Genomic DNA, 13915 nt, shown 5'->3' with positions numbered 1-13915 from the left:
ACCCCTCGAGCCCCAGGCAGATCCCGTTAACCACGTCCCCATGCCCTCCCCTGCCCCGACTACGATCGCGCCCGGCCGGTTCCGTGCCCCCGGCAGACCGCGGGCCGCCGCCGCACTCGCCGCCCTCGTCGTCGTCACCACCGCCTGCTCCCCCGGCGACGATCCGCAGATCGCCGCGCAGGCGGCGGACGCGGTGACCGTCACCGCCACCACGACGAGCACCGTGACGAGGGAGGTCACCGTCACCGCCGGCCCTACCGGGTCCACCGCTACCGCCGCCGCGACGGACGCCGTCGTCCCCGCCGCCACCACCGCGGCACCCGCGGCCGCACCCCGAGCCGGAACAGGAGTCAGCGCCGGTCAGCGCAATGCTGCGAGGTCGGCCGAGCAGTACCTGTCGATCTCGGGGTTCTCGCGCTCCGGTCTGATCGGGCAGCTCGGGTACGAGGGCTATTCCGTCGCGGACGCCGCCGCCGCCGTGGACTCTCTGACGGTGGACTGGAACGTCCAGGCCGCCCGATCGGCCGAGCAGTACCTGTCGATCTCGGGGTTCTCGCGCTCGGGCCTCATCGAACAGCTCCAGTACGAGGGCTACTCCGCGGACCAAGCCGCCCACGGGGCGACCGCGGCCGGGCTGTAGCGAGGTGGATTACTACAGTCCCGTCGCACGGGCCACACGAGGCGTCATCTACTTCCTGGCGGTCACCGTTCCGGTCGCCATCGCCCTCGCGGTGGTCGGGACGACCCCGTCCCTTCTGGACAAGGTGCCGGAACAACACCGCGACACCATCGCCGCGATCGGCGACGGCGCGGTCCGGCTCTCCGGCGGCGACGGCGGCGACGGCGGGATTTTCCGCGCCGGCGACGCGCACGCCGTGGACACCACCATCCCGGGCGCGCCGGTGCCTCTGGAGGGGGAATGGTCACCACGCCGCCCGGAGGACTACCGGCCGCCTGCCGGGCTCATCGACGGGGTCGACTACTCCATCGAGACCGGCGACGACGGATTCATCGCGCACTGGCCGTGCGGACACGAGATCCCGGTTCGGTCCTACCAGGCGCCCCCGGGCAGCGCCGCGGACCTGGCCTGGGCCGTCGAGACGCTCGCGTTCGCCAGTGGGTTGCCCCTGCGATTCGTCGGGCCGGGTTCGGAGGCCGACAAGGAGGGCCAGGGGGCCATCTCCGTCACGTACGGGGACCATCCGGACTTCCACGGGACGGACGTGGCCGGCATCGGGGGTGTCGCGGTCTGGCCACGCGGGCTGGTACTCCAGGGATTCGTCACCCTTCGGCCCGAACACGTCGCCCCCGTCCCCGGCGACGCCTGGACCCGGAGCCTCACTCTGCACGAACTCATGCACGCACTGGGGGTCACCCATGCGGTGCCGTACGGGCCCGAGGTCATGGCCGAGCGGCCGGGACACCAGCCCCAGGTTCTCCTCGGCTATGGCGACCGCTTCGCGCTACACGTGGTCGGTTGCCCGGGCGCCCCCACCAGCTGAGGTGCCCGGCGCCGACCACGTGGAACGTCAGATCGTCTCGACGACCTCGTCGATGTCGAGTCGGGGCAACCGGTCGAACCAGGCGTCCTCGGCGGGCTTGCCGATGTTGACCGCCACGAGGACCTGGTGGCGACCGTCCGGGAAGAACTCCCGGGACACGGCCTCCGCGTCGAATCCCGTCATCGGGCCGGCCGCGAGTCCGGCGGCACGGATGCCGATGATGGCGTAGCCGATCTGCAGTCCGGCGTTGAGTCGAGCGGCGTCCGCGCGGGTCGCCTCGTCGCCGACGAAGAGGTCGCGCGCGCCGGGGAAATGCGGGAAGAGCGTGGGCAGCTCGTCGTGGAAGTCGATGTCGGCCGCGAGCAGCGCGACAACCGGGGCGTTGGAGGTCTTGGCCCTGTTCCCCTCCGCCAGGTGCGGAAGCAACCGGGCCTTGGCCTCGTCGGACCGGATGACGACCACCCGGAGTGGCTGGGTGTTCATCGCGGTCGGAGCCCACTTGACCAGGTCGAAGATCGCGGCGATCTGGTCATCTGTGACGGGCTCGTCGCTGAACGCGTTGGCGGAGCGTGCCTCGCGGAACAGCAGGTCCTGAGCCTGCTCGTCGAGCACGAGCGCGTTCTGGGTCTCAAAAGTTGTAGTCATATCTACTATCAACGAGGTAGGCGGGCAGGCGATGCCCGAGAGCGCTTGTGATTCCGGGCACATCCGGCCCGGTCAGCCGGAGTCGCCACCCAGCCCGCGCCGCGGCCGCTACGAATAAGTGGGGAGAATGTTGGCGGAGGAACCGGAGGTAGCGCGATGAGGAACGGCGTCGTCGTCGACATCGGCGGCAGTGGCACACGGATCGGCGCGGTCGTCGACGGCAACGTCGTCGGCGTCCACGGGGCCGAGGTCGCCACGGCCGAGGACCTCGCCGCAGCGGTCCTCGCCGTCGACGACTCCCCCGCCGGCGTGGGCGTGTCCCTCCACGGCCACGTCGACGCGGACCGGGGACGCGTGGTGTCCTCGCGGGCCGCCGCCTGGGCGGAGGGCGACCTGCGAACCGAACTCGTGTCGCTGATCGACGCGCCCGTCTCCGTCATCGGCGACGGCGACGCCCACGCCCTGGCACTGACGCGGCTCCCGGATGTCGAGTTCGGCGGGATCGCCATCTCGCTCGGATCGTCCCTGGCATTCGGGGCACTCAACCACCACGGGGCGCTCATCCACCCGTGCGGTCACACCGGCTGGGATCTCGGGCACTGGCGCATCGTCGGGGACGGCACCAACACCGAGGCGTGGTGGGGGCTCGGCGGGCACGGGCTGTACGACCTCGAGCGCGAGCACGGCGACGGTGCCGCCGAGATCTACGCCTACCGGCTCGGGTCGTTCCTCGTGGACGCCGTCCAGCTGTTCCGGCCACAGACCGTACTGCTCACCGGCGGGATCGTGGTGGGCCTGGGCAAGGCGCTTCACGGTCCGGTCGCCGAGCAGCTGCAGTCGCTGCCGATCTCGGTGTCCACCCCGCGGGTGGTCTACTCACCCTCTCGTGACACCGCCCTGTTCGGGGCGGCCGTGGCCGCGGGACTGGCGTTCCCCGGGCGGCTCTGAGTTCACGCTCGCGGTCGGGTCCCCGACACCCGGCCGGCCGTCTCTAGTCCAGCAACCCCCGCAGGTCGTCGGCGGTGAGCGCCGCCGAGAAGTGCTCCCCGCTGTCCAGGACGGACGCGAACAGTTCGGCCTTGCGCCGCTGCAACTCCACGACGCGCTCCTCGATGGTGTCGCGGGCGACCATCCGGTATACCAGCACCGGCCGGGTCTGGCCGATGCGGTGCGCCCGGTCGACGGCCTGCGCCTCGGTCGCCGGGTTCCACCACGGGTCCAGCAGGAAAACGTAGTCGGCGCCCACGAGGTTCAGCCCCACGCCGCCGGCCTTGAGGCTGAGGCAGAACACCTGGGCACCGCCCTGGGTAAACTCCCCCACTGCGCCGGCGCGGTCGGTGGTCCGGCCGTCGAGGTGGGCCACGGTGATCCCCTCGTCGCGCAGCCTGTCGACCACCGTGTCGAGGTAGGTGGTGAACTGGCTGAACACCAGCGCGCGGTGCCCTTCGGCCACCACCTCCCGCAGCGAGGCGATGAGCTCATCGGTCTTGGCCGAGCCGACCCCGGCGTGGTCCGGGTCGATCAGCGAGGCGTCCAGACACAACCGCCGGAGCACCGTGAGCCCGGCGAGAATGCTGATGCGGTTGGCCTCGAAGTCGTCGAGCAACGCCAGTAGGGATGCCCGCTGCCTGGCCAGTTCCCGCTCGTAGATCCGGCGGTGCGTCGCCGAGAGTTCGATCTCCATCACCGCATCGGTGCGCGGGGGCAGATCGCCGGCCACGAGTTCCTTGCGACGCCTCAGCAGGAACGGTCGCAGCCGCCGCCGCAATCGTTCCAGCGCAGCGGCGTCACCGTACTTCTCGATGGGCGTGCGGTACTGGGACCGGAAGTCCCTGGCGTCGGGCAGGACACCGCGGCACGACAGCGCCGCGACCGCCCACAGCTCCGTGAGGTTGTTCTCCATCGGCGTGCCGGTCACGGCCAGCAGGAAGTCGGCGCGCAGCCCGGCCAGCGCCGCGAAGAGTTTGGAGGTGGGATTCTTGGCCTGCTGGGCCTCGTCGAGGATCACCCCGGCCCAGTCGATGCCGGCGTAGGACTCGGCGTCCAGACGCAGCACGGTCGCGGAGGTCACCACGATGTCGTGCGCGCGGGCGTCCTCGGCGACCGTGGAGGCGGACTTGGCCTCGGTCGCCGATCGTCGCGCCACGCGGAGTGAGGGGACGAACCGGCGGGCCTCGGCCTCCCAGTTGGGCACGACCGACGACGGCGCCACCACCAGGAACGGGCCCGGCGATCCGGCCTCGTCGACCCCGGCCGGTGCGGCGCAGGCCGTCTCGTGCGCGTGGGCGATCAGCGCGAGCGCCTGCACGGTCTTGCCCAGGCCCATGTCGTCGGCGAGGATGCCTCCGATCCGGTGGCGCCACAGCATCGCCAGCCAGTCCAGACCGTGCTGTTGGTATGGCCGCAGGTCGGCCTCGAGCATCGCGGGGACCGGCACGGGGGCGGGCGTGTCGGAGGCCAGTTCGAGCAACGCCTCGGCGCGGCCCGAGGGCGGGGCCAGGTCGTCGGCCAACTCGGCCAGGTCCGCGAGCAGGCCCGCCTGACCCAGGCCGATCCGCACGCCCGTGGAGTTCGGCTCCCTGCCCACCCGGTCGGCCGCGGCCTCCATCGCCTCCTCGAGCAGCACGCGCAGCTCCCCGAACCGTTCGAGGTCCACCGGGACGAGCAGCCCGTCGTCGGTGATGAACTCCTCCTGGCCGGTGACGACCGCCCGGAACACCGCCGCGAACGGCACCGGGCGTCCCTCCACCGTCACCGTGACCGTCAGCCCGAGCCAGTCGATCCCGGACCTGTCGTCCTCGGTCGCCACATGGATCCGCGGCCCCTCGGTGGCCCGCCGGATCTGCGGGACGCCGTCGAGCACCGTCACCCGGATGCCGTCCAGGGCACCGAGCTCCCTGATCCCGTCGGTGAGCACCATCCCGGCGTCGCGCCCGGAGACCCGGATTGCGCCCTCCGCGATCGTCCATTCCCAGCCCGCGGCCTCGACCGTGGCGGCCAGCGTGACGACGGCGGGATCGGCAGGGGCAGGCCTCCGTTCGCCCAGGTCGACCGCGGTCAGCGGCCGCCGGCGCTCCGCCTCGGAGCCGTCGGACATCCGCATCACGTCGACGCGCTGCCATTGCAGGACCAGCTCGAGGCCCTGCCCCGCAGCGGCCGCCGCACCGGCGCCGCCTGCGCCCGCTCCCGCGAGGGGGCGGATCGTAAGCTCGAGCTCCACGCGGTCGAATTCGGGCAGTTCGAGCCGCCCGACCCGGTCGACCACCGGGAACCGGTCGGCTAGGTCGGGGAGGAAGTCGGCGCAGAACTCCCCGACCGCCTCGTTCGGGATGGTCAGCGTCTGCCAGTCGCGGAGCCGCCGGGCCACGCCGGGGTCGAGACGCCCGACGGGGCAGAGTTCCAGCACGCGACCCCTGACCAGGGCGACCATGTCCCCGTGCTCCCCCACGAGGGCGCCGGGCAGGGGGCGGTCGATGACCTCGTCGTCGTCGTCGCCCTCGTCGTCGCCGTCGTCGCCCGGTTCCGGTTCCACCTCTGCCGCGGCGACCAACACGAGCTCCGCGCCGTCGGGGCTCCACGCCGTCAGTCCCACGCGACGGGGTGGTCCGGGCACAACCTCCCTCAGGCCGTCACCGGGGACGATCTCGATCTCCGCCTCCGCCGCGGTGGCGATGAGCGGCCACAGCGCCGGGACCTCGGCGTCGCACAGGTCCAGCCACACACGCGCCTGTCGGTGACTCCGCGCGAGGGCGTCGACGGCGCGAAACCAGCCGGCCTGCGCCATCGACAGTGCACCGTCCCAGCCGTAGCGCAGCCGGTCCCACTCCACGCCGGCCGATTTCCAACGCCCACCGCTGCCCGGCACGACGATCCGGGCCTTGAGGCGGTTGCCCAGCCCGGGACGCAACCCGCCCGAGCCGTCGTCCGGTGCCAGCTCGTCCCGGACCACCGAGAGCTGGAGTCCGACCACCGGGGCCTCGGGCTGCCGCCGCGGGGCGTCGAGCGCGCGCAGCGACTCCTCCGCCTGGCGGCGCCAGGCGGGGACCGACTCGTCGTGGTTCGCCTGCGCTCCCGCGAAGAGCATGAGTGCGGCGGCGTGTTTGCAGTTCAGCGCGACGGGACACGAACACATGCTGCGCAGCGGGCGGGCCGAGCCGTCCGCGGCCGGCGCGGTGAGGTGGACGCTCGTGGAGTACCAACCACGGCCGCCCCTGCCTCCGCTGCCCTCGACGTTCGCGGTGAGCCGGTGGGTGCCGGCGTCGTACGCGACGTCTCGGACCCGCGTCGCGTTCGCGTAGGCGCGGGCACGTCCCAGCGCCGCGGAGCCCACGAAGGACGCGACGTGGGATTCGGGAACCCGGGGGATCGATGCCGGCACGCCGCCAGGCTAGAGGACGACGACGACGAGATGCCCGGACACCGGATCCGTGGGCCGGGTCCCTGTGGAGGCGGAACCGGTTGTGGAGAACCGGATGCGGGCAGCGTGTCCGGCTGACTATTGACCGTGACCGACCACCGGCCTATCGTGATACCACATGGTTTCATATCGAGCACACGAAGTGGACCACAGTGGGCCGGACCACACTGAGCCGGACCCCAGTGGGCCGGACTTCAGCGACGACGAGGTGGACCGGATCTTCCGGGCCCTGGCCGACGCGACCCGGCGGGACATCCTCCGGCGCACCCTGGCCGGCGAATCCACCGTCTCCGAACTCGCGGACCACTACGACATGTCGTTCGCGGCCGTCCGCAAACACGTCAACGTACTGGAGGAGGCGGGACTGATCACAGACCACCGGATCGGGCGCGAACGCCGGATCCGAGGAGACCTCAGGGCGATCCACGGGGCACAACGCCTGCTAGACGCCTACGAGGACATCTGGCGGGGACGCATCGACAGGCTCGACGCCCTCCTCGCCGAGGACTGACCCATCACATCGGCAGTATCACGAGGAAAGAGGCAGGCCATGCCTGTGACATCCGTAGACAGAGACCTCGACCGGCTGACCCTGACCATCACCGCGGAGTTCCCGGTGCCGGTCCGCCGCCTGTGGGACGCGTACGTCGACCCACGCCAGCTCGAGAAGTTCTGGGGGCCACCCACCTGGCCGGCCACCTTCACCCGGCACGACGTCTTCCCCGGCGGCCGCTCGGACTACTACATGACCGGCCCGGACGGCACCCGGGCCGGCGGGTACTGGGAATTCCTGTCCGTGGACGAGGGCCGCTCGTTCGAGGTGCTCGACGGCTTCAGCCACGACGACGGCCGCCCGAACACCGATCTGCCCACCACGCGCGCGGTGTTCACCTTCGGCGAGACGGCCACCGGTTCCCGCCTCGAGACCACCACCCACTTCAACAGCGTGGACGAACTCGAGAAGCTCATCGAGATGGGCATCGAGGAGGGCACCCGCGAGGCGATGGGCCAGATCGAGGCCGTGGTCACCGACGACACCACCTTCGCGGCCGACACCGGCACGCAGTCCCGGTTCCTCGACGACCGGACGGTGCGGTTCTCCCGCATCCTGCGCGGCACGCCGCAACAGGTCTGGGACGCCCACCACGATCCGGAGCTTTTGGACCGGTGGTTCCACGGGCCCGACGGCTGGGCCCTGGTCGGCTGCCGCGTCGCCTCGGCGCCCGGTGAGACCACTCGATTCGAGTGGGCCCCCGACGACGGCGTCGAGGGTGAAGCGTTCGCGCTCACCGGGGAGCTCGTCTCGACCGATCCCCCGCACCGCGAGGTGTTCACCGAGACGATGGAGGGGGCCGGCGCGCCCCCGACGCTCAACGAACAGACCCTCACGCCCGTCGAGGGCGGGACCCTCATGACACTCGTCATCACCTACGACAGCGCCGAGCTCCGCGACATGATCCTCGGCACCGGCATGGTCGACGGGATGGAGACCGGCTACCGGAGGTTGGAGTCGGAGGTGTTGTCCCGCGCCTGACCGGTCGTGGCGGCGCCGCCGGTGGTCGTGGCGGCGCCGCCGTTCGCCGTGTCGTGATGGTGGTCCATCTCCTCGTGTTCATGGGCGATCGTCTCGGACAGCCTGCGTTCCACGACCAGTACCACCGAGACGACAGCCACGCCGGCCACCGCGGCCGCCACGACCGTCAGCCAGTTGTCGCCCGGCGCGAGCATGCCGCCCTGATCGTCCTGCCACGGCCAGAGGGCCCTCAGCGACCCGATCATCAGACCCACCATGACGATCAGGGTCGGCTTGCGGAAGTCCTCCAACAGCCGGTCCAGCACCTTGACGAACAAGGCGATGCCGACGAACGCACCGGCCGCGAACACACCGATGTACCCCAGGTCGCGGTTCTCCACCGCACTCATCGTGGGCGCGTACAGACCCATGGCCATGAGCAGGAACGAACCGGACATCCCGGGAAGCACGAGCGCGCAGATCGCCACCGACGCGGCGACGAACACGAGGAGGTGGGACGGGTCGTCGATCGTGCCGCTCGGCAGCCCGGACAGAACGAACGCGAGGGCCGCGCCCACCACGAACAGCAGGCCGAGCACCCACGTCCGACCACCCGGGACCCGGCGGGCCATCCCCCACGGCACCGCGACACTCATCGTCACCATGCCCAGGAAGAGCCCACGCGAGACCTCGGGGAAGTCCTCGACGAATCCCACCATCACACCGGCCATCGTGAAGACCATCGCGAGCATGCCCACCGCGAGCAGACCCAGCAGCCAGAGGTCGGCGTGTCGGAACGCCGCCCGTGTCCGCACCCGGCGGTCAGGGCCGAGGACGGCAGACCGCATCCCGTCGACGAGGTGCGCACCGGTGTCCAGCAGGCGCGGGTAGACGCCCACGACCAACGCCACGGTCCCACCGGAGATGCCCGGCACGAGCTCGGCGAGACCGATGAGCGCGCCGCGGACGACGTTGGTGACGGCCTCGATCGGCCCCGGTCGGGTCGGGACCGGGGTGGCGGGATCGAGGTCGGAATCGGCCACCGGGTCGTGGTGCACCGAACCGGTGGCAGCTGGGGCGGAACGGGGTTGCTCGGCAGACATTCCTCCACCATCCCCGAAGAACCGCTCGCGCGACTACTCGCCACCCGCTCCTCGACCTCTCCTGTGACCAACCCGTCACCTGCCCGGCGACTAGAATCGGCCCCCTGGACGGGCGCCACACGCGAGATGGACCCGTGCGACGCCGGCGAGCGAGCGCCGGACCGGAAGGGGGCGCGCACGATGCCGATGCACTACCCCCCGCTGTCCGACGGCACCTACCGCTACGGCGACCCGCCCCGGCCACTGCCCTCCCCGGTCCCGGGGCCGGATCCGGACACCCCCGCGACCCCCGGGACACCCGTGGCCCCCGATGGCCGCCCCGGCGACGGCCCACCGCCCGCCGTTGCCCCGGCAGAGGACCGCCCGCGCGGCACCGGCGCGGCCGCGGCGATCATCGGGGTGGCGGCCCTCGTCGTCGTCGTGGCTCTGGGCGTGGTCTTCCTCGGACCAGGATCCGACCCCGGCCGCCGCACCGACCCCTCGCGCGGCCCCTTCCCCCAGGTCCTCCCCCCGGCCGACAGCGCGCCGGGGTCCGGGTCATTCACCGTCGACGGCACGTTCACCGTCGTCTCGACCCCCGCAGAACCCGTCTCGGGCGACCGCACCGGCTGCGACATGCCCATCACACTGTCCGATATCGGCGAGGGCACCACCATCACGCTCATCAAGGGCGGCACCACGCAGATCGGCACCGCCATGCTCGTCTACTCCGGCGGCGACCTGTCCTCGTGCACCTTCACCTTCGAGTTCCCCGACGTCCCCGCCGGTGGCTCGTTCTACATGGTGGAACTGGCCGGCCGCGGCCAACTGACCTACACCGAGGACGAACTGCGCGCGGGGGTCGACATCACCCTGGGCCGGTGAGCCGCCCTGATCGGTGAGCCTCCCTGATCAGTGACCGGGCGGGCGGGTCGCGTGCGCGGATAGGGTGGGGCCAGCGGACGGCGCGAGGACGACGCCCGCGAGAACCACAGCAGCGACGACCAGAGCGACGACGACGAGGACGGAGGCGTGCGACGGTGAGCAACGGCCCCGGACCGGACCATGCCGAGGAACCGTTCCGTGCCTCCGAGCTGGAGCGCCTCGTGGGAGACATCGACCTGGACCCGTTCCTCGGCACGCCCGTCGATCCGTTGGCCGAGCCGCTCGAGCAGCCGGTCCCCGTCGAGGCGCAGACCCCGCCGCTGCTCGCTCTACGCGACCTGCTGGCCGACGAGCGGTTCCCCGCGTTGTTCGCCCGGGCCCTGCGGGCGGCCGACCCCGACTTCCGTGAACTGTTCCCCCGCGACGCCACACCGGTGCTCCGGGACTTCGCGCGGGCGATGCGGTGGGCGTTCGAGACCACCGAACACGCGCGCGGCGACCGGGACAAGGTGGAGGAGGTGGTCGAGTTCGCCCGCGACCTGGGAGCCGACCACCGCAAGCTCGAACTGACGCCCGGGCATCACCAGCGCTTCGGGGAGGCGCTGGCCCACACTCTGCGCCACCTCACCGGACGCGGCTGGGACGACCGGCTCGAGACGACCCTGGGCACCGCCTACCGGGTGCTGTCGACCGCGCTGCAGCAGGGCGCCGCCGCCGACGACCGGGGGCCCGCGCGCGTCGGAGCGACCGTGGTGGAGGTCCTCCGGCCGACCCGCGATGTGGTGGTGGTGCGGCTCCTCAGCGACGTGATGGTCGACTACCACCCGGGGCAGTACCTCAGCGTGCTCACGCCCTACGCTCCCGGCGTGTGGCGACGGCTCAGCCCGTCGATCCCGTCGAACCCGGCCGGCCAGATCGAATTCCACATCCGCGACGTACCCGGCGGCGCGCTGAGCGGATCCCTGGTCCGCGGCGTGGGGGTGGGCGACCGCTGGGTGGTCGCCCGCCCGCTCGGACTGCTCGAGGTGGACCGGACCGAGCCGTTCCGCGACGTGCTCATGATCGGCGGCGGGACCGGGATCGCTCCCTTGCGGTGCCTGCTGCTGGACATGATGCGCCACGCCCACAACCCGCGGGTGCACCTGTTCTACGGGGCCCGCTACCCCGGTGACCTCTACGACCTGCCGACCCTGGTCGACCTCGCCGCCACCGCCCCGTGGCTGACCATCCAGCCCGTCTCCGAGTCCGACGAGGACCCCTGGTGGGCCGGCCCCCGGCAGGAACTGCCCCGCACGCTGCACCGACGGCAGTCCGGGACCCTGGTCGAGGCCGTCACGCAGTGGGGATCGTGGGCCGACCGGCAGGTGATCGTCTCGGGCTCGCCCGACATGCTGCGTGCCACGATCCGCGGCCTGGTCGCGGCGGGCACCCCGCGGGAGAACATCAGCTACGACCGCCCCTGACAATCCCGCCGCGCGGCGCAGCCACCCACGTCGCCATCCAGAAGACAGTTCCGCACACGACGTCCGAGAGCGGCTGTGCGGAACTGTCTTCTCGATGCGGGAACGCGCCGCGGCGGCCGGATCAGCGCGCCGCCGCGACGGTGTCGGCGTCCTCGCCGGCGCCGGGCGCGCCCTCGTCGGAGTCGTCGGTCGTGTCACCGCCGTCGCCGGCTGCGGTACCGCCGCCCGCATCGTCGTCCCCGCCGTCCCCGTCCCCGTCGCCGCCGCCGCCGTCGTCGCCCTGGCCGTCGCCGTCGCCGGCCTGGGGCTCACCCGCCGGCGGGACGGGAGTCTCGGTGCTGGTCTGCGGAGTGGAGGTGGTCGCCCCCGTCGTGGTGGTGGGACTGGTCTGCGAGGTGGTGGTGCTGGTGGGCGCCTCGCACGGCTGGAACACGCGGCGGAACCGGTCGGGGACGCCCAGCTGCTCGAGTTGCTCGCGGCACACGTCCGAGGTGGGCTCGGCCAGGAACTCCCAGTCGTCGTCGCGCCACGAGAGCAGCTCGATCTCCCCGTCGTCGCGGGTGACCAGCAGGAACCGCTCGTCGCATTCCCGCACGGTCGTGCCGCTGCCCAGCTCGTCGGCCACGAAACCCGGGCTACAGCGTTCGGTGGGACTCGGCGGGCCGGTCGTCGTGGGCTGCGTCGTCGGCGGCGTGGTCCGGGTGGTCTGCGAGGTGGTGGTCTGCGTCGTCGTGGTGGGGGTGGCGACCGGGTCCTCGCCGCCGGTCGCGGAGACCAGCCACACCACTAGTGCCGCCACCAATGCGACCGCGAGCAGGATGGCGGCGATCATCCACGGCGTGGACCCTCCGTCACCGCCACCGTCGTCCCAGGCGTCGCCGTCCCCCGGAGGCGGGACATCCCCCGGGGGCGGCACGTCCCCGGCGGGGTGGCCAGAGGCGGGGACGCCCGCGGCGGTAGGATAGCCGGACGTGCCGGGACCAACCTCGGACGCCCCGGAACCGGCAGCCGCGCCGAACGCCCCCGCACCACCGGCCGCACCGGCAGCCCCACCCGCGGCCGCGGCTCCACCGTCCGCCGGGTACTGCGACCATGCCGTGCTGCCCTCGCCCGAGCCGACCGGCGGGAGGTGCTCGGTCGGCGGGTCGGTGGGCGGGAGGTGCTGCGTCGGCGGGTCGGCACCCGGCTCGACCGCCGGATTCGGCTCGGTGACGGCGTCGTCGCCCGGCTGCTCCGGATCAGCGGGTCGGCCGCCCCGGTCCGGGCCGTCCGGCCCGGTCACTGCGGGACCTCCCCGCCGGAGGGCTCCGTGACCCGTCCGTTGGCGAGCACCGGGATCACCTTCCGGATGCCGGTGACCTCGTCGTCGTCGACATCCACCACCAGTAGCTCCGATCCGGCGCCGGCCTCGGCGCGCACGGTCCCGTCCGGTCCGACGAGCAGCGAGTGGCCGACGCCGGTGGGGGCGCCGGGCTTGACCTCCACGCCCTCCACCTCGGGATCGGCCTGCCCGACGGCGAACAGGAACGTGGTCGAGTCGAGCGCGCGGGCGCGGGCGAGCAACCGCCACTGGTCGACCTTCCCCTCGCCCGCGCCCCACGAGGCGCTGCACAGGGTGATCCGGGCGCCGGCGGTGGCGAGCGCCGTGTACTGGCCCGGGAAGCGGATGTCGTAGCAGACACTCAGACCCACGCCCACGCCGTCGACCGTCACGACGTGCGTGGCGTCGCCCGGCTCGACGGTGTCGGACTCCGCGAACCCGAACGCGTCGAACAGGTGGATCTTGTCGTACCCCAGGTGGAGGTCGCGGTCCGGCCCGCCGTCGGCGTCGCCGGCCGGCCCGGTGACCAGGAGGGTGTTGCGGACGCGGCCGCCCTGCCCGGGCGTGAACATGCCGACGACGACGAGGACACCGTGCTCCCGAGCCGATTCAGCCACCGAGGTCGCCCACGGGCCGTCAAGGGGTTCGGCGATCTCGTCCAGCCGGCCCGCACCGAACGCCCGCATGGTGGCCTCGGGGAACACCACGATCCGGGCCCCCTGCGCGGCGGCCTCGGCGACCGACTCGCGGACCAGCCGAAGGTTGTCCTGCGGGTCGCGTCCGGTCAGGATCTGGGCGGCGGCGATGCGCACGGGTCGTCCTCCTCGTCGGCTGGGGTCGGCTACGGGGTTTCGGCTACGGGATGGCCGGGCGGCCGACCTATCCCGGTCGTTCGTCGCCCCGACGCTACCCGCGCCACTTGTCGGGCACAGGGTGGTGCCGGTTGCCGATTCTCCGGATGCGCGGGAGTCTTACTTCCCGGCGTCAGGGGCCCGATCACTGGCCGAGGTCAGGGCCTCGAGCACCGGCTCGAGGTTGTCCGCGAGGCTGCCTGCCCCGATTCCGACCAGGCTGGCGATGGAACCGC

At 72.3% G+C, this 13915-nt stretch carries 12 protein-coding genes; 7 read left to right on the top strand and 5 right to left on the bottom strand.

The features are described from left to right. Positions 1 to 40: 40 nt before the first annotated feature. Together AC3DE3_RS07360 and AC3DE3_RS07355 are read left to right on the top strand one after the other, a co-directional pair. Positions 41 to 640, top strand: coding sequence for an Ltp family lipoprotein (locus AC3DE3_RS07360; RefSeq protein ID WP_488369523.1), 600 nt, complete (start codon positions 41 to 43; stop codon positions 638 to 640). Positions 641 to 644: 4 nt separating this feature from the next. Continuing rightward, positions 645 to 1502, top strand: coding sequence for a hypothetical protein (locus tag AC3DE3_RS07355; protein ID WP_488369522.1), 858 nt, complete (start codon positions 645 to 647; stop codon positions 1500 to 1502). Positions 1503 to 1529: 27 nt separating this feature from the next. Here the strand turns inward: AC3DE3_RS07355 and AC3DE3_RS07350 are convergent, their stop codons facing one another. Beyond that, complete coding sequence (locus AC3DE3_RS07350; RefSeq protein WP_488369521.1) at positions 1530 to 2147, bottom strand: malonic semialdehyde reductase; 618 nt, start codon at positions 2145 to 2147, stop codon at positions 1530 to 1532. A 156-nt stretch (positions 2148 to 2303) separates the two neighbouring features. Here AC3DE3_RS07350 and AC3DE3_RS07345 point away from each other — a divergent pair, with 156 nt between their 5' ends. Continuing rightward, a complete protein-coding gene (locus AC3DE3_RS07345; protein ID WP_488369520.1) occupies positions 2304 to 3095 on the top strand; it encodes an ROK family protein in 792 nt (263 codons plus the stop codon). Positions 3096 to 3138: 43 nt separating this feature from the next. On the opposite strand, the gene AC3DE3_RS07340 is transcribed toward AC3DE3_RS07345, so the two are convergent. Beyond that, the gene (locus AC3DE3_RS07340) at positions 3139 to 6525 is read right to left on the bottom strand and encodes a DEAD/DEAH box helicase (protein ID WP_488369519.1); all 3387 of its coding nucleotides are present in this window, start codon (positions 6523 to 6525) and stop codon (positions 3139 to 3141) included. Between the two features lie 157 nt (positions 6526 to 6682). On the opposite strand from AC3DE3_RS07340, the gene AC3DE3_RS07335 reads away from it, so the two are divergent. Both AC3DE3_RS07335 and AC3DE3_RS07330 read left to right on the top strand, forming a co-directional pair. Continuing rightward, positions 6683 to 7075 (top strand): ArsR/SmtB family transcription factor, encoded by a 393-nt coding sequence (locus tag AC3DE3_RS07335; protein ID WP_488369518.1) that lies wholly within the window; start codon positions 6683 to 6685, stop codon positions 7073 to 7075. Between the two features lie 39 nt (positions 7076 to 7114). Further along, entirely contained in the window at positions 7115 to 8098 is a 984-nt protein-coding gene (locus tag AC3DE3_RS07330) for an SRPBCC family protein (RefSeq protein ID WP_488369517.1), read from the top strand. Here the strand turns inward: AC3DE3_RS07330 and AC3DE3_RS07325 are convergent. Then, positions 8059 to 9180, bottom strand: coding sequence for a DUF368 domain-containing protein (locus tag AC3DE3_RS07325; RefSeq protein ID WP_488369516.1), 1122 nt, complete (start codon positions 9178 to 9180; stop codon positions 8059 to 8061). The genes AC3DE3_RS07330 and AC3DE3_RS07325 overlap by 40 nt on opposite strands. A gap of 180 nt (positions 9181 to 9360) precedes the next feature. On the opposite strand from AC3DE3_RS07325, the gene AC3DE3_RS07320 reads away from it, so the two are divergent. After that, a complete protein-coding gene (locus AC3DE3_RS07320; protein ID WP_488369515.1) occupies positions 9361 to 10044 on the top strand; it encodes a hypothetical protein in 684 nt (227 codons plus the stop codon). A 155-nt stretch (positions 10045 to 10199) separates the two neighbouring features. Next, positions 10200 to 11507: an FAD-binding oxidoreductase gene (locus tag AC3DE3_RS07315; RefSeq protein WP_488369514.1), complete on the top strand. Its 1308-nt coding sequence runs from the start codon at positions 10200 to 10202 to the stop codon at positions 11505 to 11507. 121 nt (positions 11508 to 11628) lie between these two features. On the opposite strand, the gene AC3DE3_RS07310 is transcribed toward AC3DE3_RS07315, so the two are convergent. Continuing rightward, on the bottom strand, positions 11629 to 12789 hold the full coding sequence (locus AC3DE3_RS07310) for a hypothetical protein (protein WP_488369513.1): 1161 nt from the start codon (positions 12787 to 12789) through the stop codon (positions 11629 to 11631). Further along, on the bottom strand, positions 12786 to 13640 hold the full coding sequence (locus AC3DE3_RS07305) for a nitrilase-related carbon-nitrogen hydrolase (RefSeq protein ID WP_488369512.1): 855 nt from the start codon (positions 13638 to 13640) through the stop codon (positions 12786 to 12788). The genes AC3DE3_RS07310 and AC3DE3_RS07305 overlap by 4 nt, the downstream gene beginning before the upstream one ends. Positions 13641 to 13915 lie beyond the last annotated feature (275 nt).

The organism is Dietzia sp. IBK-p2-16D (genome assembly GCF_057773085.1).
This window is presented reverse-complemented; position numbering and strand designations above follow the sequence as displayed.